Genomic DNA, 17,647 nt, shown 5'->3' on the forward strand with positions numbered 1-17,647 from the left:
GGCGGGCCGAGCGCTGTTCCGGACTGACGCAAGGAGCTTTTTCGTCCGCGCGCTGGGCAAGACGAACGGCCGACAGCGGTGTGCCGGCCGTCAGCGCAGGTCCTGGCGCACGTCGAGGCAGCAGCGCAGCCGTACGCCAGGCTCCCGTACGGTCCGAACGGCCCCGGAGACTTCCCCCGGGAGATGTTTCAGAAGGTGCCGCAGTAGACGTTGTTGCTGGGTGCCTGAGTCAGCTGGCCGCGCGTGCCCGCGCGGATCCGAATACCTCGTCGAAGTGGTGGGCGTGGCGGGTGCTGATGAGGTGGTAGGCCCCGCTGTGGTGGCGGCGGGCGTGCGCGGTGTAGTGCAGGACTTCTGCCGGGGTGAGGATCTTCAGGTCGCCGAGCACGTAGTACAGGGGTGTCGGCGCGTGGGTGGCGGTGAAGAGCAGTCCGGCGTTGACGGCGGCTGTGCTGAGGGCGTATTGGTCGGAGGTCGTGCTGGGCATGCGGTCCTTGGCGTCAATGGTGACGACCTCGCCGTCGCGGGCGGCTATCAGGTCGGGGAACCAGCGCAGCGTCGAGGCGGTGCGGGCAAGGGCCTGGCGGATCACCGCCGGGTAGGTGCCCTGGCCACACCGTTCTACCGTCCATCCACGTGTTCGCAGCGCCATCGCGACTTTCTGTTCGTGTGCGTCGCCGATCTCCTTGCGTTCCTGCCAGTGCGTCACCACGACTGCTCCTCCCGCAGGTTCACCATGGCTGATACGAACCAACTCCTTTTCGTGCTACTGCTGCATGGCTATGATGCCCAGCATGGCGGCATACGTAGACCCACGGTTTCGTCCCACGCTCTGGCCAGGAACGCCGGTCCCCACCCCCGAGTTGCGGCCCTTGTACCGAGCGCGAGCCGAAGGCGAATGGATTGTCTGGACGGTCCACCAGCGCACCAAGGTCACGCCGGTGCCACTGCCCGAGGATTTCTACCTGCGCGAGCTGATGGAACTCGACGCCCACAACCTCGAGGCCATCGCGGACCTCATGCGCTCGTACGGGTATCTGGGCGGGAATATCAGCTCCTTCAGCTTCGACGAGGAGGACCACTACCGGTACGTCGCACTGCAGGAGCAGGAGCATCCCGTCCACGGGCCGTTCTCCCTCCACGGAGAACTCGCCACCCTGTTCGTCACCCAGGCCCAGGAAGCCGTCACCACCTGGACGGCCCTGCGCCGCGAAGGGGGCCTCGATGCCCTCATCGACGCCGAGGCCACCGAGGAAATGCTGGCCGAAATGCGAGCCGCGAACACCGACAGGGACGAGGTTTTCCCCCACGACCTGGCCCACCTGCGCGAACTCCTGATCGACCTGAGGATCGGCAACCTCCACAGCACACTGAATTCGGCGCTCGAACCGTTCAGTATCGGCATCGGCACACTCACCGACCGCCTCCCCAGCCTGCTGTCCGTGGCGTTGCTTCAGCTCTACAACCACCTCGCCGAAGACGCCACGATCCGCGAGTGCGCCAACGAGACCTGTCGGCGGGCTTACGTACGCCAGCGCGGCCGCGCCGAATACGGGCAGAACCGCACCAGTGGCACCAAGTACTGCACCCGCGAATGCGCCCGCGCCCAGGCCCAACGCGAACACCGCCGCCGCAAGAGCGCCGCACAGTCCGCCGAAGGTACTGCCTAGGCTTCCCAGCGCGTGCCAGCCAGACGCAGCAAAGCTTGCTGCTTGCAGATGCTCGGCACCGTCCCCTTCCAATGCGTCACCGACCAGCTGGGCAAGCTGCGCACGAAAATCGACCGACGCAAGGCACAGACCCGGAGCGCGCGGGTGTACGCGGCCCAGAGACTGCTGGCAAAAGGGCGCATCGATGCCCCCTCCTGGAGATCACCGAGCTCGCCGACATCGGGGGTGGCTCCTTCTACAACCACTTCGACAGCAAGAAGGACCTCTTCCGCGTCGCCGTGAAGAAGGCGCTGGAGTGGTGGGGCTCGCTCATGGATGGCCTCACCACGGACATCGACGATCCCGCAGTCGCCTACGCCCAGAGTTTCCGCATGACCGGCCGCCTGCACCGTCGCCACCCCGAGCTGAGAAAGCCCGCTCCACCTCCCGTCGGATCGGAGGCCGCCCCGGCGACCGCATCGCCGGACGCCCCGTCACCCGTGTGGCCCATCCCGTCGGCCGGCCCTTCCAACACCTGAAGGTTCCCCTTGGCAGCGTCCGCTACCTCTTCGGCGACGACCCGCACCGGGCCTCCGATGCACGGTGGCAGAGGGGAGATCTCTCCCTCCCGGCACACCGTGCACCGTCACCGGTCGTAGGGGCGGTACACGGTGCGGACGATGTCGTGCATCACCGCACCGCGGTGCGTTCCACCGGGTGGAAGTGCACGACATTATCCGCACCGAGTGGAGAGCGGAGGCCATCGCGAAGCGCACCCGGTATGGGTGGAGTCCACTCGGTGCGCTCCACTGGGTGGGGGAGTGCGTTCCATCGCGCGCAACTCAACGCACCATGCGCGCGCCGGTCCGCACCAGCGCGCCGCCGCCCCGGACGGCCGGTGTGAGTGGCGCGCGCCGCCTGCCGCACGTCGGCCTCCACGATCCGCGCGTGGGACAGACCCCGGCACAGAAAGCCGCCAAGGCGGCACGCGGTCAGCAGCCAAAGAAGCGGCCCGGCAAGGCGCAGCGCGAGGCGATCAAGCAGGCGCAGGCGGCGAAGAAGAAGGCGGGCGGCGGGAAGCCGGCCGCGAAGAAGACGGCGGCGAAGAAGGCGGTGCCGCTGCCGCGCGGAACGGTGCGGGCCGCATACCCGGGCACCTGCTCGGCCTGCTTCAAGGACTACGCCAGGGGTGAGGTCATCACGAAGGTGACCGACGGCTGGGGACGCCCCGGCCGCGCGCCCCGGAAGCTGTCGGCAGCCGAGCGGGAGTTCGCCCGGAACAGGGCCCGGATCGAGAGCGGGGAGACGTTCCGCGGCCAGAAGCCCTCGGACTGGCGGCGCGGAGCCCCGCCGTCCAGCACCCGCCCCGCCCGCTGGACCCCGGCCCGGCGGTGTGGCGTCGGCCACGGACAAACCCACACGACATGGGGGTGGTCTGGGCGGAAAAGGTCACCTGTCGGGTCTGGTCGGCAGACCGCGGACAAGGGGGTCTTCCTCACGGTGGCCCCGGCCTGTGCGCACATCCGCGCGCGGGCCGGACGACCGCCGATCCGGCCAGCAACAGGCCGGAGGAACGAGGACACCGTGCCCGCTCCCGACCGACCCACCCCTTCCCGCCCCCCTGCGCGGCCGCGGTCCTGCCCCATCCCTCACGCTCTCGCCGCCTGGCCCGGCCGAGCCCGGCGTGTCGGCTGCTGGGCAGGCCCCGGTGAGGGCCTGCCGCCGGCGCTTGCGTTCCCACTGCCGAAGCCACTTCCGTGCCCGGCATCCACGCACCCGGCATTTCCCCTTGTCACCACGGGTTTCCGGGCCCGAGCCGGATCGTCACAACCCTCTTCTCTCCTCCACTCACTGCCGAACCCCTGGGACATGGGTGGGGGCGGATTGTCAGTGGCAGAGGCGAGTATCGGGTTCAGGGCGTTTTGGGCTCCATCCGCGGCCGGGGGCCGGCGCCCGGCCGCCGGCCGGTCGCGGACGACGGGAGGGCGAGCCTGATGGCGGGCAGGCGCAAGGAGAACGAGGCGGGATCGAGCAACGACCTGCGCGCAGATGTGCTGCGCGTCCTCGGGGTGCTGAAGGTCGCCACCGCCGACCAGATCCAGCGGCTGTCCTCGCCGCACCTGACCTACCGGCACACGACCAAGCCGACCCCGGCGAAGCAGAAGGAGGCCCGGACCGCCTCCCACCGCGCCGCCGTGAACGACCTTCGGCGTCACGGCCTGGCCGTCGACGGCGGCCGCACACGGCGCGGTGAAGAGACCCGGCTGCTCACCGCGGCCGGGCTGGCCGCCGCCGCGATCGACCTGGACCGCGAGATGGAGGAGATGGGCGGCATGCCCAAGAGCGCGGGCCGCTCCGGCGCCTCGCACCCGATGACGGTGAACGAGACGGTCATCGCACTGATCCGCCCGAAGCCGAACCTGAAGAAGGTCATGCGGGAGCCGGCCGAAGCAGTCGCGGCCGCGCAGGCCGCCGCCCGTTCCCCCGACGGGATCGGCACCCTCGCCTCCTACGCCACCGAGGTCGCGCTCCCGGTGAAGGGCACCTGGAAGAACCCGGCGATCGGCAGCGCCCGCGCCGACATCGTCCTGACCGCGCCGGAGGCCGGGGTGCCGCTGCTGTTCATCGAGGCCGACAACTGCACCGAGGAAGCCGTCCTCGTTGCGCAGAAGTTCGACAAGTACGCCCGGTTCTTCCTGCGGCAGGAGAAGGACACCGACGGCGTCGAGAAGCCGCTGTGGCGCACCCGCTGGTCCGCACCCGCCGCAGATGCCTACGAGCGGGTGCACCCGCCGGTCCTGCTCGTCTTCCACCAGGCCGGCCAGCGGCCCGCCAAGAGGCAGATGGCCCGGGTCGCCGACCTCACCCGCCACCACTGGCAGGGCCGGTGGCATCCCGAGGGCGGCTACACCTCCTACGACCGCTGCATCCCGATCGTGGCGACCACGCTGGAGGAGCTGCGCGAGCACGGCCCGGCCGGGCCCGCCTTCTGGCGTTTCGGCCGCGACCACCGCCAGCCGCTGCTGGACGCGATCGGCAACGCCCGCCGGGACGCCTACCTCGTCCGCCGTCAGGCCGCCCGGCAGGAGCAGCGGCGCCGTGCGGAGAGGGAGGCCGCGGAGCGGGAGGCGCTGCGGCCGGTCTGCGCGGACTGCGGGCACAAGTTCACCGATGCCCGGTGGGAGGCGGTCGGCCACACCCGGGACTGGAGCAAGCGCCAGCCGCACTCGCACCTGTGCGAGGACTGTCGGCACCGCGCCGTCGCCGCCCAGGCACAGGCCGAAGCCGACGAACGCCAGCGCCATGAGCAGGAGCAGGAGCGTCGCAGTCAGGAGCAGGAGGCCGAACTGCCCGCGCAGAAGGACGGGGGCTGGTTCTCCCGCTTCCGCACCTGACCCTGGCAAGCTGCGGCGACCGGTCACGCGGGCTTGCCCAGGGCGACCCTGGGCAAGCCCGCCCGCGTTGTCGGCGGCGGCTGCATTGCTTGGTCCGATGAACGCGATGAGCAGCTGCTGAACGGCCGCGTCTACGGTCTGACTACGGCGACTCCCGCACCGGCCCGCTCTCGCACCGGACCTACGCCGCGCTGGGTCGGCGGTCCGCTGTACGGCCTGCTGCTGGACATCCATGGCTGGCGGACCGAGGAAGTCGACGAGTGCCGCCCTGTCCACCGAGCTGCCGCGGTGGCCCGCCGGCCGCGCCCTGTACGACCCGCGCCCTGGAGAACCCCGCATACCTGGGCCGGGCGTCAGCTGCCGCTTCTTCTACCCGGGCGCCACATCCTGACGGCCTGCGGCGCCGCTGCCCTGCGTCAGCTGGGCGGCCGTGTTCTCGATCCACAGCAGCGTCCACTCGACACCAGCCTGCCAGCCGGGCTCCGCACCGTCGTACCGGCCTTCGGCGTCGGCACGGATGTTGGAGGCGAGGGTACGCAGGTCCTTCTGCAGTGCCTGCCGCCTGGCCGTGTCCACGGCCTGATCATTTCCTCGGTGATGTCACCGGGTCGGAGCGCGCTCATCGCCCCACCTTGGACGACCTCCCCCGCTGATGCCCATACCGTGAGGTGACCAAGATGGATGCCGCTCCGGCAGAGATCTGTTCAGCGGGTGATCTCCCGTGGCAGGCTCGCGGCCTGCCCAGGTGAGGGGAGCAGGCGATGGAGGGCTTCGCGAAGACGGAGTGCGAGCTGTGCCCAGACTGCAAGGCGGGCCCGGGCCCGGAGAACGTCCGCGTCGGGGCGGGCCTGCCAATCCAGATGTGGCACAGCCCGGACTGCCCGCAGTGGACCATCATGCAGATCGGCTTCGAGGCCGGCTCCCGGCGTATCAAGGAACAAGACGCCTGGGCCAAGGGCGTCTTCCCGGCCGCCCATGAACGCCTGAAGCGGGCCCCGCCGCGCTGCCGCCCGGCACGCCTGCCAGCCGTTCGTCGACGCGCTGACCGAACTGGTCCAGGTGCAGGCCGACACCACCGGCTTCGTCGTCCTGCACCGCTGGACGGAGATCCGGGAACGGCACTTCTCGCCCCAGCTGCCAGCGAGGCGTCCCGGGCCCGGTCCGGCTGTTACGCACTTTCGGGTGAAGGGCCGGACGGTGGTGGGGTGGCGTGCCGTGGCGGTCTGGGTGCGTGGCTCTGTCCCTGCAAGGACGGCCTGCCCTTCGCAGCGTCAACCGTGCCAGCAAACGACATATGTGACTGTTGCAGTCGACAGTCACGAAAATATGGGCAACAGGTAACACACTCCGTGTTCCCTCCTCAACTCCCGCACATGGTGGACAGAGTGTGGGTGCGCGGCCGGCCGGTCGCCGCCCGCACACCGCACCCACCCCACTGGTGGCCCCGTAAGGGGCTGTTGCCGGGGGGAGGGTGCCCGCACCTGCTGGGGGACACATGTCCGCTACCTCTTCCCGCACCTCCCGCCGTCTGCTGGCCGCCGCTCTCGCGGCCGGCGCCGTGATCGGGGCGGCGGCGCTGCCGGCGTCGGCCGCCGACAGCGACCGAGCTCGTGCTCCGAGGGTGGAGATCTCGGCCGTGCAGTACGACTCGCCCGGTCGGGACGACCGTTCGAACCGGTCGCTGAACCGGGAGTGGGTGGAGCTGACCAACACCACCCGCCGCGCCGTCGACCTCGACGGCTGGACGCTGGAGGACGAGGACGGTCACACCTACACCTTCGAGGGCTACCGCCTGCCGGGCCGTGCCACGGTCCGCATCCACACCGGCGTGGGCCGCGACACCCGCACCGACCTCTACCAGGACCGCCGCAACTACGTGTGGGACAACCGCTCCGACACCGCCACCCTGCGCAACGACCGCGACCGGTTCATCGACGACGAGTCCTGGGGCAACGACCGCCACCACCACGGCGGCGGCAACCACCACCACGGCGACCGTGGCCACCACGGTGAGCGCGGGCACCACGGCGACCGCCGCTGACTCCTGCCCTTTCCGTGCCGGTGACGGCTGAACGCTCCGCCCGCGCGTAGGCATGATCATTGGCGCGCCCGACCGCCTCGGTGGCCGGGCGCGCCGGTGTTTGCTCATGACGGTTTCCGCGACGGACTGGTGCTGCTGCACGGGAGCCGCGGCCTTGTATGAGGTGTGTCAGCGGCGGTGGGTGTCAGCGTCCGCTCCAGTGAGAGACGCCGGGTATCGGGGCGGCGAGGCATCGGCGGTTTGCCGTGATGCCGCGCGGCGGGCCGAGCGCCTCCCGGAATGCGGTGAGGAGTTCCTCGACCCGGGTGGCCGGCGGCGGGGATTCCTCTCGCGCGGGAGGCTTGGGGAGTGTCGGGGGTGGCGCGCTGGCGGGGGAGGCGGGTGGTGTGGTCGTTTCGGATTGCCACAGGGGAAGGAAGAAGGAGGCTTCGCCGTCGAGGAGCTGGACCAGGCGCTCGATGTCTTCCCATGGTCCGCTGTGGGTGCCCTCGAGGAGGCCGGTGATGTAGTCCTGGTCGAGTTCGTGGTTGCTGGTGACGGCGATGGCCCAGGGGGTGGGGCTGCCGGCGCGCAGGTGGAGGTAGCGCAGTGCGGAGGCCAGCGACGGGGCGCAGGCCGGGGTGTCGCGGCGGGTGGTGGAGTCTTCCCAGACTCTGCGCAGGACTTCGGGGTCGGCGCCGCAGGCGCGGGCGATGGCGGCGACGTTCTTCCAGGAGGGGAAGCGTTCGCCGTTCATCATGCGGGACAGGAAGCTGGGGGAGAGGTTGCTGCGGCCTGCCAGAGCGCGCAGGCTCAGGCCGGAGGCGCGCTGGAGGCTGCTGAGGACGGTGGCGAGGTCGCTGTGGCTGCGGGTGGAGGCGAGCAGGGCGGGAACGGCGGCCGGTGGCGCGGCAGGTGAGGAGCGGTCCGTTCCGTCTCCGCTGATGTCGGCCTCGGGACAGGGTGCGGCCGGGGTCTGACTGGGGCGTGCGGGTGTTGGGGCGAGCAGGGAAGCCCGGGGGGTACGGCGGTTGGGCTGGGAGAACTTCTTGCGCGCGTTGTCCTTGCTCATGCCCAGGAGCGCGGCGATCCGTTCCCAGGAGGCCCCGCGTTCCTTGGTGCGGGCCACCATGTTCGGCGTGAGGTGTTCGGCGAGGACCTGAAGGCGAACCGCCCGCTGCAGGGCGTGGGCCGAGTCGGCGTCGGTCGAGTTCAGGGCTTCCAGCGTGTCCCGTGCGGCCTGCTCGATCTGCCGCAGTTTCACGCGCAGGGCCTGGTCGAAGTGTTCGGTGTCCGGCGCCGGGGTCTGGCGGTGCCGGTGCGCGGCCTGCCGGCAGCGGGTACTGCAGTACTCGCCGGGCCAGCCGGTGGCCTGAAGGTGACGCTGGCCGCCGCACCAGGAGCAGGTGGGCTGCGAGAAAGTGTGCCCCATCGTGGCGTTCTTCCCTTTCCGATGACTTCCCGGGCGACGAAATGGGGATCGCCGCCCGGGATTAGTGACGAAGAGCGGTGTGCGTGCATCCGTTTCGTCGCATGCACGCAGACGAATCACGTCGGAGGCCGGGGGGACACCGGCCCCCGGGTCATCAGGTCACAGGGGGTTCGCCGCTGCGGTCGCGCCATCCCAGGATCAGCCACGCTGCTGCTGTGACCAGCGCAATCACCAGATCCAGGTGGTCACTTGAGCCGGGGACGACGATCAGGGCCGGGGTGGCCGCGGAGGCCGTGGCGCAAGGGGTGGCATGGCTGTTGACGGGTGTTGCCTCGCTGTTGCCGGGCATGTCTTCCTGCACGGCTGCTTTGTTATGGTCAAGCGCGGCGCGCCGCTTCAGGCGTTTGATCGCGCGCTCGATAGGGGATCCAGACAAGGGCTCTCCTAGATCGAGATGCTGTGGGGCGCGAACCCGGGGCCTGGTAAGCGCGGGTTCGCGCTCCGTGACTGTAGTGACACGCTCTGCCCACTGCCATTCGGTCAAATGCCCCCATCTGCAGCACAACAGGGGATTGATCGGACAGTTTCGTAGAGGCAGCCCGGCTAATCGGATGGGTTTTCCATTCTGTTTCTGCAAACTGTCCGCACGCCCGTGCCGATCTTGGTATCTGATCTCGGCGACGATGTCCTGACCTGTGCATACGTCTGTCCGGCGCCGCTGTTCGGCAACGCTCACGTCAGGACGGGTCGTGCGCCGGCCGTACAAGGGGCGCACCCACTGTCCTGTGCCATCGAACGTTGAGCGTGTGCCACCGATGTTTGATGACTGGTCGTTCCGTGACAGCGAAGGTTGATCGCGCAGCTCAGCGCAGTGCGTTGACCGCGTAGAGGGTGCCGAGTGCGGCGGCCAGGGTGCCGAGGAGGAGGCGGAGGAAGGGCTCGGGCAGGCGCGGTTGGAGGCGGGCGCCGAGGTAGCCGCCGATGAGACCGCCCAGGCCGCAGGTCAGGCCAAGGAGCCAGTCGGGGGCGATGCTACCGCTGTGGGCCAGGGACAGCAGGGCGTAGGTGGAGGCGCCGACGAGGGAGGTGGCGAAGGTGGAGGTGAGAGCGGCCGGGGCGACCTTGGTGACGGGAATGCCACGGCCGACGAGGAGGGGGCCGAGGATTGAACCGCCGCCGATGCCGTAGATGCCGCCCACGACGCCGACCGCGAGGGCCAGGGTGGTGACCGTCCTGGGGCGGGGTTCAGGACGCCGGACCTCCGGGGGCGTGGGGCGCAGCGTCCGTGTGATGAGCCAGATACCGAGGGGCAGTATCAGCGCGGCCACCAGGAGGCGGAAGATGCGCGGGCCGGGCAGGGCGAACACGCGGGTAACCGCTCCGAGCACAACGCCGGGCAGGGTGCCCAGTACGAGGCGGCGTACGAGCGGTCCGGTCAGGGCGCCGTCGCGCCGGTAGCGCAGCAGGGCGCCGGGTCCCGCCACCACGTTGTAGAGCAGGTTGGTGGGCGTGACGGCCGGGTTGGGCACCGCGAAGACGCTGAGCTGCACGGGGAGTAGGAACACCGCCCCGGACACGCCGACCGGCGCGGTCACCACGGCTATCAACATCCCGACCGCGAGGCCGGCCACCCCCAGCTCCCACCCCATCCGATGCCCCCGTCGGCTTGGCCTGCCCAGATTGCCCCTCGGGCGACAGCGTAGATCGCCCGTTCGCGCCCCGGCCTGTGCGATCAAAGTTCGATGGCACACGCTCAACCTTCGGTGTCACAGGACACCCACGCCCGGCGGCGCCGCGGACGCGGTCTCTGACCGGGGCAGCCATCCGCAGGTGCGGTCTGCGGTGATGCCCTGTCGGCGAGCCGATCACACGGCTGACCGACATGCTTTCGGTCCGGCGAAGGCGCATCGGGAACCGGCGTAAGGCAGCCCTCACGATGACGAAGAAGATCACGTCGAGCTTCGGCCGGGCGATACAGGCTTCCCGGGCTACGGAGCAGGCGTGTAGGCGACCAGGATGTCGGTGCAGCCGGCGGCGAGCTTGGCGAGCCGGTCGAGTTCCTTCTGGTCGGCGGTGAGGTTCCAGCGCAGCTTGGTCACGGTCCATTCCGAGGCGTAGCGGCATGCCGCGTGGGGGGCTGGGGGCAGCCATTGGGCGGGGTCCTGGTCTGCTTTGGAGCGGTTGGAGCCGGCGGTGACGGCGACCAGGGAGGTGGCTTGTGCGAGGTCGTTGGCGTAGGCCTCGCGCCGGTCGGGGTTCCAGGCGGAGGCGCCGGAGTCCCAGGCTTCGGCGAGCGGGACCAGGTGGTCGATGTCCAGACCGGAAGCTGCGGTGACGGTGAGGTCGTCGTAGTAGGAGTACCAGGTGCCGCCGGTCAGGGAGCAGCGGGCGCCGACGGTGGGGGCGGTGACGGCTTCGGCGATGAGGACTTCGCCGCGGGTGGAGCAGCCGTCGGTGGGGTCGGCGCCGGCGTTCCAGTGGCGGAAGGCGTCGCGGGTGTAGCCATCGCGGGACTCGGCACCAAGGGGGAGAGCGGCGACGGCATCGGCGAGCGGCAGGACGACCGGGTCCGCTGACACCCCGTGGGCGGGACCGGCTGCGGTGACGGGGCTGAGGGCAAGGGCGAGCACGGCCAGGCCGTGTACGAGTCGGCTCACCGGCCCTGTGATAGCGCCTGACGATCCTGCCCCAGCCGTTGCCGGGCGCCGGGTGCGCCGCCGGGGTGAAGGCAGTCACCCGAATGGCTAACTGAGTTGCTCCGGCTACTCCCGTCCGCTGCGCGAAGCCGGACGCGCACACCTGGCGGTGAAGCCCGGGTCGGGTGGTGCTGATGTGGTCGGCGCGCAGCAATCGCACGGTCGGGATCAGCTGCCGTAGCGGGCGTGCATCAGGTCAGCCCACTCCTACGCGCGGGTCATGTCGCTGGCGCAGTAGGCACCGTGTCGGTCCGGGCGGGGTACGGCATGTTCGAGCGGACTTCGACGGTCGTGCGCAGCGTGAGCGGGCGGCGGCACAGCGGGCAGAGGTCTCCGTGGAGCAGTTCCGTAGTCATGCGGCGGACTGTGCACAGGGCGACGGCTTACCGTCTCGGGCTGACCGGACGGCCCGCCTGACGGGCGTGGCGGTAAAGATCTGGTGATGGCCTCCCGCCCGGCGGGAAGCACCCCGGATCACGCTTCTGCGCAGGTCATGTGCGGTGTTCCATGGCCCGATGCTCAGCGCGAAGAAGGTCGGCCCGGGTGGGTGGCGGTACTACTTCCGCAGCGTGATGGTCGGCGACGGCCACCGCCCTGCGGGTAGAGCGCTGCGTGCCGCCCAAGACGAAGCCGGTGTCCCACCAGGTGTCTGGAAAGGGCGGGGACTTGCCGCGGTCGGCCTTGCGGCCGGGGACGTGGTGAGCGAGCGGCAGGCCGAACTGCTCCTGGGGGAAGGCCGGCACCCCGACGCCGACCGGATCGAGCGCGAGCTCCTGGCGCAGGGCATGAGCCCGGCGAAGGCCCGGCGAGCGACCGTGCTGGGCAGGCCCATCGAGCACAACCAGTCACCCAAGACCGAGAACGCCAAGCAACGGTCGCCCTGGCTGGCCATGGACCTGGTGTTCCGGGCGCCGTCGACCGCGCAGATCGCGTGGGCGCTCATGAATGAGGAGCACCGCCTGGTGCTGGAGCTTTGCCAGGGCATCGCCCGGGACAAGGCGTTGGCGTCGTTGGAGGACTCGGTCGCGGAGATCCGCTGGGGGAGCGGCGGCAAGCACCGCAAGCCGGTGAAGGACGGGCTGATCGTCGCGGTGTTCCGGCACTACGAGTCGAGAGCCGGACAGCCCCTGCTGCATGACCATGCCCTGGTGTCGATCCGTGCCCGCAGGCCGGACGGGACGTGGGGGAACCTGTCGGCGGACTCGATGCTGGAGAACATCGTCGCGGCCGGCACTCTCTACACCCTGTACTTCATGGAGGAGGTGTCCGCCCGGCTGGGGTGGGCGTGGGAGCCGCGCGAGGTGACGCCCGGCAGAAGGCCGGTCATGGAAGTCGCGGGGATCGACCAGCGGCTCATCGGCTGGCAGTCCACCCGCCGTCAGCAGATCGCGGACGCGGCGCCCGTTCTGGTGGCCGACTACGAGGCAGAGCACGGACACCCGCCGGGAGAGCGGGCCGCGTACGCGCTGGACGGGCAGGCCGCCGACCGGACGCGCCGCCCGAAGCCCACGGCGGCCGGATCGCTGACCGAACTGCGCGACTTCTGGCGGGAGTCGGCGATCCGGGCGTTCGGCGTCGACGTCGTCTCCCGGCTCGCCGCGCGGGCGCGGGCGGCGGCCGCGGCGGTGTGGGCACGGGTGCGGCCGGTCGTCGACGTCGTCCTGGCGGCCGTGGACACCGTCGCCGTCGTGTACGTGATGCGCGGAGCATTCAAGCGCCAGCACCTGCTCGCCGAAGCCCGCCGCCACCTCACCTACGTCCTGCGCGGCCGACCTCACGAGCCGGGCCTGGACGAACAGATCGTGCAGACGGTCGTCGACGACTACACCCGCCCCGTCGGGCGCGGCCGGATGATGACCGCCGACCTGCGCGCCCTGTACCCCCGCGACACCGAGGACCAGGCCGTGCTGCGCCCGCTGACCCGCAAACGGTCCGCGTCCCCGTACGAGCGGGCCCGCCTCGCCGCTGGCGCCCTCGCCGCCCGGGTCCGCGCCGCGCGGCGAGCGGAGCGCCTGGGCTCCCGCCCACGCCCGTACGCCGTCGCGATGCCCGCCTCGTCGAGGTCGTCGCATCCGCGGCCGTTCCACACCGGCCGGAAGGCCGGCCTGCTCGTGGAGCCGGAGCCCGGCGTCGACGTCGACACGGTGGAGCAGACCCGCCAGACCCTCGAAGCCGCCGCCGCGCAGGTGGCCGCCACGATCCAGGACAGCCGGCGGGCGCGCGAGGCCGCGCACGGCCTGCGTCCGCAGTCCGCCCCGGCGGCGGTCCCGCCGCCGCACACCCAGCAGCCCGGCGTCCAGCACGCGTCGGGCCGGAGTCCAGGAGGAGTGGCGTGAGCACCCCGGAAGACCAGCCCAGCCCCGAAGAGGCCCTCGCCCGCGCCCGTGCCCGCGCGGAGATGGCCGCCGCGCTCGACGAGGACCAGGAGCCCGAGGCCGATGCGTCCGTGGGGTGGCAGCCGGTCTGGAAGCGGCCCCGGACGCCGAAGTCGAAGGCGGCCAAGAAGAGGGAGTTGCACAAGCAGCGCCGGCGGATCCAGGACGCCGCCAAGCGCCGCCTCGCCGCCGGGAACTCGCGCAGGCCCCGCTCCCGGCAGAGCCGGATCGGCAACGCGGCCGCGCGCCGGGATGCCCGCGCCCTGTCCCGGGTGCGGCACTCCAACGCCTGGCTGTGGTGACGATGCCGGGCATCGTCGAGTGGAGCCCACGATGTTCAGCATCCAATGGCGATGCACGACATCGGGTGGGCTCCACTCAGTGGACTCCACCCGATGGCCTCCGCTGAGTGGACTCCACTCCGGCGCGCGGGATGACGATGGACTCCACCGTGGTGCGCATCGCGATGGTGCGCCACCGCACCTCGGTGCGCCGCGCCGGCGATGCCCGGCACTCTCGCGCGCGCCCGGTGCGCCGCACCCGATGCTCCGCACCGCACCGGTGCGCCCGCCGCGGGCCGACCCCTTGTCCGGGTGCGGCCGGGCGCGCGCGACCCCCTTGTCCAGCTCTGCTACCGCGACGTTTCCCCTTGACATCGGCGGTTTCGGCTGGCGATCAGGTCGCGGTCAAGGGGGTGTGTGATAGAGGAGCCCGCCCGGCCGTGGCGCGCGCCCGGTGCGGTGCGCCGACGCCGATGGAGCGCACCACGATGGCGCGGTGCGGCGCGGTGACGCGGTGGACCGCACCACGGTGGTGCGGTGGCGCGGCGCGGTGGTGCGGTGCGATGCGCCACCGCACCGCACCACCGCCCTCCCCGGTGCGCCTACACGATGGTCGGGCGCACCGGGTTCGAGCCGGCCGTTGCGGGGTGCGCATCGAGGGCCTGGCCGAAGCCGACAGCTTCCATCTGGCGCAGGACATCGGCGACGGATTCACCGTGCTCTTCCTCGGTGAGGACCTGCCGGACGAAGGCGATGACCGCGCGGGCGACGCCTTCCACCGCGTCCGGACCGGCCTGCGCCCAGCTGCGCAGGGTGGCCACGAGGACCCGGCCGACGGCCTCCAAGGCGAAGGAGTCGTCGCACGGATCCGGGTCGATGCCGCACAGGGCGGTGACCGGAACGACGATGCGCTCCGCGGCATCCACGAGCAGTTCGGGCATCCGCGGATCGGAGCTTGCGAACCCGGCGGCTGCTTCGGTGTCGCCGGCCTCCACGGCCCGCAGGTAGCGGAAGGCGCTGAGCACCGCGTCCGGTGTCATCGGGGCGAGCGGCGCGGTGGGGTTCTGGAACATGGACGGCTCCTCACGTACGGGTCGCCCCGCCGATCGCGGCGACCTCGAAGCCACCCTCGAACCGCGGCCCTGTGGACAGAGTCCGGCCCCTGACGAGGGAGAACTCTCCCCCCTCCGGTTTGATCACGATGCGGTCACGGCGGAGGGGTTTTCCCAGACCGGCGTCACACGGAGCCCGAATTCCACACCTGTACGAGGTGAATGGCGGGATAGGCCCGCCCCCACCTCCAGGAGCACCCTGTGGCGAGCACCGCAGACGAGCCCGAGCAGCCCCTTGACCGGACCGGCGACGCCCCCTCCGTGGACCCCTCCATCACCCCCTCCACGCCCCGTCGCCAACGACCGGGAGTTTCCGCAGGTCAGGCCCGGCGGACAGGGGGACGTCGCAGGTCCGACAACCCTCATGTACAGAGGAAGCCAAAGCACAGGAGGACTTCGACCGAGCCTCGACGCCGGGAGCTCCTGCAAGCACTGGGGATCTTCCAGAGGGCTACGCCCGATCAGTTGTGGAAGCTGACCCGTCCGGACAACCGGCACGACAAGCTCACGCGGGACAACCTCCTGGATCTGGAGGACCACCAGCTGGTGAGGATCGAGTCGGTGCAGGAGGACCAGCGGCAGGTGTGGGTGCTGACCCGGCGCGGACACGGCGAGGCGAAGCAGCTGCTGGAGCCGAAAAGCATACGGGTCTCGGTGCTGCGCAAGCAGGAGTACGACCCGGACACCGGGGAGCTGCTCGGCACCGGCTACGACGACCACGCCGCGGCGGTCACCTCGACGGCCGCCGAACTCCACCGCGCCGGGATCGGCCACCGGCTCGGCTTCCAGACCGAGATCGGACACCGGCTCGGCAACAGCTACGTGCAGCGGGCCGACCTGGTGGTGCGGGCGCCGGAGGATGGGGTGCCGGTGCTGCTGCTGGAGATCGACCGCCGTACCGAGGACGCGCACGACCTGGTCGCCAAGCTGCGCCGGTACTGGGAGTGGGGTCGGCTGCTGCCACGGGACGCGGACAAGCACACCGTGGGCCTGGTCCGCTCCCGGCCGGACGCGATCGAGCACGTCGACCACGAGAAGCGGCTGTGGCGCCGGGTCTACCCGCCGACCGGCCGGGAGGGCCTGGTGCCGGTGGCGTTCGTGTTTGCGGACACCACCGAGGCGAAGGTCGCCAACACGGTCGCCGTGCTGGAGGAGGCCGGCCGCCGCTACTGGGCGCCGCGCCGGTACCAGACCCTCCACCGGGGGATCACGGCGAGGGACTACGGCCAGGCGGTGCCCGTCGTCGTCACCACCCTGGAGCAGCTCCAGGAGCACGGCGCGGACGCAGCGGTGTGGCGGCGGCTGGGACGCAAGGGCGAGCAGACGCTGACGGCCGCGCTGGACAACCCCGACGGCGACGCCCTCTTCCGCGACCAGGAGGCCCGCGCCGACGCGGAGGAGGAACAGCGCCGTGCCGCTGAGCGGGAGGCGTAGCGCCCCGTGTGCAAGCGGTGCGGTCAGAAGTTCACCGACCAGCGCTGGGAGGAGACCACCGCGCACCGGACGGCCTGGAACGCCGGGGACGTGTCCGTGTGCGGCCCGTGCCACGCCGACGACGTCGCCCGCGAGGAAGCCGCCGCCGAAGCCGCACGCCTCCAGGCCGCCGCACGACCCCGAGCCGGGCCGGGGCCGCGGCTGGTTCCGCCGGCGGGCCTGACCGCGTGCCCGCTGTGCGGTCGACAGCCGCTAGCCCGCACAGCGGGACCGACCCCGAAGTCACCGCATCACTGGGCGGGACGGACGGGCCCATACGACGGTGACAGCCCACCGGAGGCCCTAAACAGGCCGCATGAGACGCAGCCGAGAAGAGACCGCACCGCAGGATCTGCCGGGCGACCTGTGGCACGCCCTGGCCCAGCTCCACCACACCCATCCCGACCCCGTGGGCCGTGTCGGGCCGCTCGCCCGTCCGGCCGGGCTGCTGTCCTTCAGCGCGGCCGCGGACACCATCCTCGCGGCCCGGGTTCAGCTGACCGGCGCGGAGACGATGCGCGAGGTGAACGAGACGCTCCGCGCGATGACCGGTGACCTGCCCCACGCTCACTTCACCGGACCCGGCGTTGCACTGGAGCTCACCCTCAGCAGACGCCAGGAGCTCCCGGTCCACGCGGCACACGTCGCCGGACTCACCCGGCTCTTCCGGCACGCCTCCGGCACCATCGGCGCCCGGAGCACCCCGGGTGGCGGCCGCTGTTTCCACTGCGGCGGGACCGGACGCGCTCGCCCGCTGTGGGAGCCAGCGGACGCGTGAGCAGGAACTCCGGCGGCTGGTCCTCGCCGCCGTCGACCGTACGTCGACCGTGACGTCCTCGCCCGGCAGATCGCCCGCGAGGAAGAGCAACGCCGCGCCCTGGCCGCCTTTCTGGACGGCTGGGACGCGGCGGGCGGGGGAGCACCCTCGTGGTGCTGTTCCGGCGCGGGGGCGCTCAGGCGGGTGCCGTTGCCGGGCGCAGCGATGCCAGCGGAGAGCGCCGGCCCTTCTCCACCGCACGGACCTTAGGAACAGTTCAGGTGTCTCACCGGTACGTCTGTCTCATGAGCCCCGCTCCAACCAACAGCGGAGGGCGCCGGTACCACCCGACCTGCCTGTCTCTGAACCGTTCCGGGTTCGGTAGGGACTCGATCATTTGAGAGGATCGAGTCATGGCACGTCCTTCCCAGTACCCGCTTGAGCTGCGCCGTCGTGC

The 17,647-nt window shown here is 71.1% G+C and carries 17 protein-coding genes; 7 read left to right on the forward strand and 10 right to left on the reverse strand.

The window, feature by feature from the left end:
• Window positions 1-90: 90 nt before the first annotated feature.
• On the reverse strand, window positions 91-204 hold the full coding sequence (locus ACIQGV_RS38085; RefSeq protein ID WP_402503728.1) for a DUF6207 family protein: 114 nt from the start codon (window positions 202-204) through the stop codon (window positions 91-93).
• Window positions 205-229: 25 nt separating this feature from the next.
• Window positions 230-712, reverse strand: a complete 483-nt coding sequence (locus ACIQGV_RS38090) for a hypothetical protein (protein WP_402503683.1) — start codon at window positions 710-712, stop codon at window positions 230-232.
• An 82-nt stretch (window positions 713-794) separates the two neighbouring features.
• Here ACIQGV_RS38090 and ACIQGV_RS38095 point away from each other — a divergent pair, with 82 nt between their 5' ends.
• On the forward strand, window positions 795-1,670 hold the full coding sequence (locus tag ACIQGV_RS38095) for a CGNR zinc finger domain-containing protein (protein ID WP_402503685.1): 876 nt from the start codon (window positions 795-797) through the stop codon (window positions 1,668-1,670).
• Here ACIQGV_RS38095 and ACIQGV_RS38100 read toward each other — a convergent pair.
• Window positions 1,667-2,068 (reverse strand): hypothetical protein, encoded by a 402-nt coding sequence (locus tag ACIQGV_RS38100; RefSeq protein ID WP_402503688.1) that lies wholly within the window; start codon window positions 2,066-2,068, stop codon window positions 1,667-1,669. The genes ACIQGV_RS38095 and ACIQGV_RS38100 overlap by 4 nt on opposite strands.
• A 573-nt stretch (window positions 2,069-2,641) precedes the next feature.
• Window positions 2,642-2,824 (reverse strand): hypothetical protein, encoded by a 183-nt coding sequence (locus ACIQGV_RS38105; RefSeq protein ID WP_402503691.1) that lies wholly within the window; start codon window positions 2,822-2,824, stop codon window positions 2,642-2,644.
• 819 nt (window positions 2,825-3,643) lie between these two features.
• Here ACIQGV_RS38105 and ACIQGV_RS38110 point away from each other — a divergent pair.
• A complete protein-coding gene (locus ACIQGV_RS38110; protein ID WP_402503694.1) occupies window positions 3,644-5,044 on the forward strand; it encodes a replication-relaxation family protein in 1,401 nt (466 codons plus the stop codon).
• 369 nt (window positions 5,045-5,413) lie between these two features.
• Here ACIQGV_RS38110 and ACIQGV_RS38115 read toward each other — a convergent pair whose 3' ends face one another.
• Window positions 5,414-5,620, reverse strand: a complete 207-nt coding sequence (locus ACIQGV_RS38115; RefSeq protein WP_402503697.1) for a hypothetical protein — start codon at window positions 5,618-5,620, stop codon at window positions 5,414-5,416.
• Window positions 5,621-6,539: 919 nt separating this feature from the next.
• Here ACIQGV_RS38115 and ACIQGV_RS38120 point away from each other — a divergent pair.
• Entirely contained in the window at window positions 6,540-7,085 is a 546-nt protein-coding gene (locus tag ACIQGV_RS38120) for a lamin tail domain-containing protein (protein WP_402503700.1), read from the forward strand.
• A gap of 184 nt (window positions 7,086-7,269) precedes the next feature.
• Here the strand turns inward: ACIQGV_RS38120 and ACIQGV_RS38125 are convergent, their stop codons facing one another.
• The 4 genes from ACIQGV_RS38125 to ACIQGV_RS38140 form a co-directional block, all read right to left on the reverse strand.
• Entirely contained in the window at window positions 7,270-8,496 is a 1,227-nt protein-coding gene (locus ACIQGV_RS38125) for a helix-turn-helix domain-containing protein (RefSeq protein WP_402503703.1), read from the reverse strand.
• Window positions 8,497-8,650: 154 nt separating this feature from the next.
• Window positions 8,651-8,932, reverse strand: coding sequence for a hypothetical protein (locus ACIQGV_RS38130; RefSeq protein ID WP_402503705.1), 282 nt, complete (start codon window positions 8,930-8,932; stop codon window positions 8,651-8,653).
• 427 nt (window positions 8,933-9,359) lie between these two features.
• Entirely contained in the window at window positions 9,360-10,145 is a 786-nt protein-coding gene (locus ACIQGV_RS38135; protein ID WP_402503707.1) for a sulfite exporter TauE/SafE family protein, read from the reverse strand.
• Between the two features lie 339 nt (window positions 10,146-10,484).
• Window positions 10,485-11,153 carry an HNH endonuclease family protein gene (locus tag ACIQGV_RS38140; protein ID WP_402503710.1) on the reverse strand — a complete coding sequence of 223 codons (669 nt, stop codon included), beginning with the start codon at window positions 11,151-11,153 and terminating at the stop codon, window positions 10,485-10,487.
• 611 nt (window positions 11,154-11,764) lie between these two features.
• On the opposite strand from ACIQGV_RS38140, the gene mobF reads away from it, so the two are divergent.
• Together mobF and ACIQGV_RS38150 are read left to right on the forward strand one after the other, a co-directional pair.
• Complete coding sequence (mobF, locus tag ACIQGV_RS38145) at window positions 11,765-13,528, forward strand: MobF family relaxase (RefSeq protein ID WP_402503731.1); 1,764 nt, start codon at window positions 11,765-11,767, stop codon at window positions 13,526-13,528.
• Window positions 13,525-13,869 (forward strand): hypothetical protein, encoded by a 345-nt coding sequence (locus ACIQGV_RS38150; protein WP_402503712.1) that lies wholly within the window; start codon window positions 13,525-13,527, stop codon window positions 13,867-13,869. The genes mobF and ACIQGV_RS38150 overlap by 4 nt, the downstream gene beginning before the upstream one ends.
• Before the next feature lie 581 nt (window positions 13,870-14,450).
• Here ACIQGV_RS38150 and ACIQGV_RS38155 read toward each other — a convergent pair.
• The gene (locus ACIQGV_RS38155) at window positions 14,451-14,921 is read right to left on the reverse strand and encodes a hypothetical protein (protein ID WP_402503715.1); all 471 of its coding nucleotides are present in this window, start codon (window positions 14,919-14,921) and stop codon (window positions 14,451-14,453) included.
• A 504-nt stretch (window positions 14,922-15,425) separates the two neighbouring features.
• Between ACIQGV_RS38155 and ACIQGV_RS38160 the strand changes: the two genes are divergently transcribed.
• Entirely contained in the window at window positions 15,426-16,394 is a 969-nt protein-coding gene (locus ACIQGV_RS38160; protein ID WP_402503718.1) for a hypothetical protein, read from the forward strand.
• A 355-nt stretch (window positions 16,395-16,749) separates the two neighbouring features.
• The gene (locus ACIQGV_RS38165; RefSeq protein ID WP_402503720.1) at window positions 16,750-17,211 is read left to right on the forward strand and encodes a hypothetical protein; all 462 of its coding nucleotides are present in this window, start codon (window positions 16,750-16,752) and stop codon (window positions 17,209-17,211) included.
• The last annotated feature ends 436 nt before the right edge of the window (window positions 17,212-17,647 follow it).

The organism is Streptomyces sp. NPDC093094 (assembly GCF_044754345.1).
Taxonomy (GTDB): Bacteria; Actinomycetota; Actinomycetes; order Streptomycetales; family Streptomycetaceae; genus Streptomyces.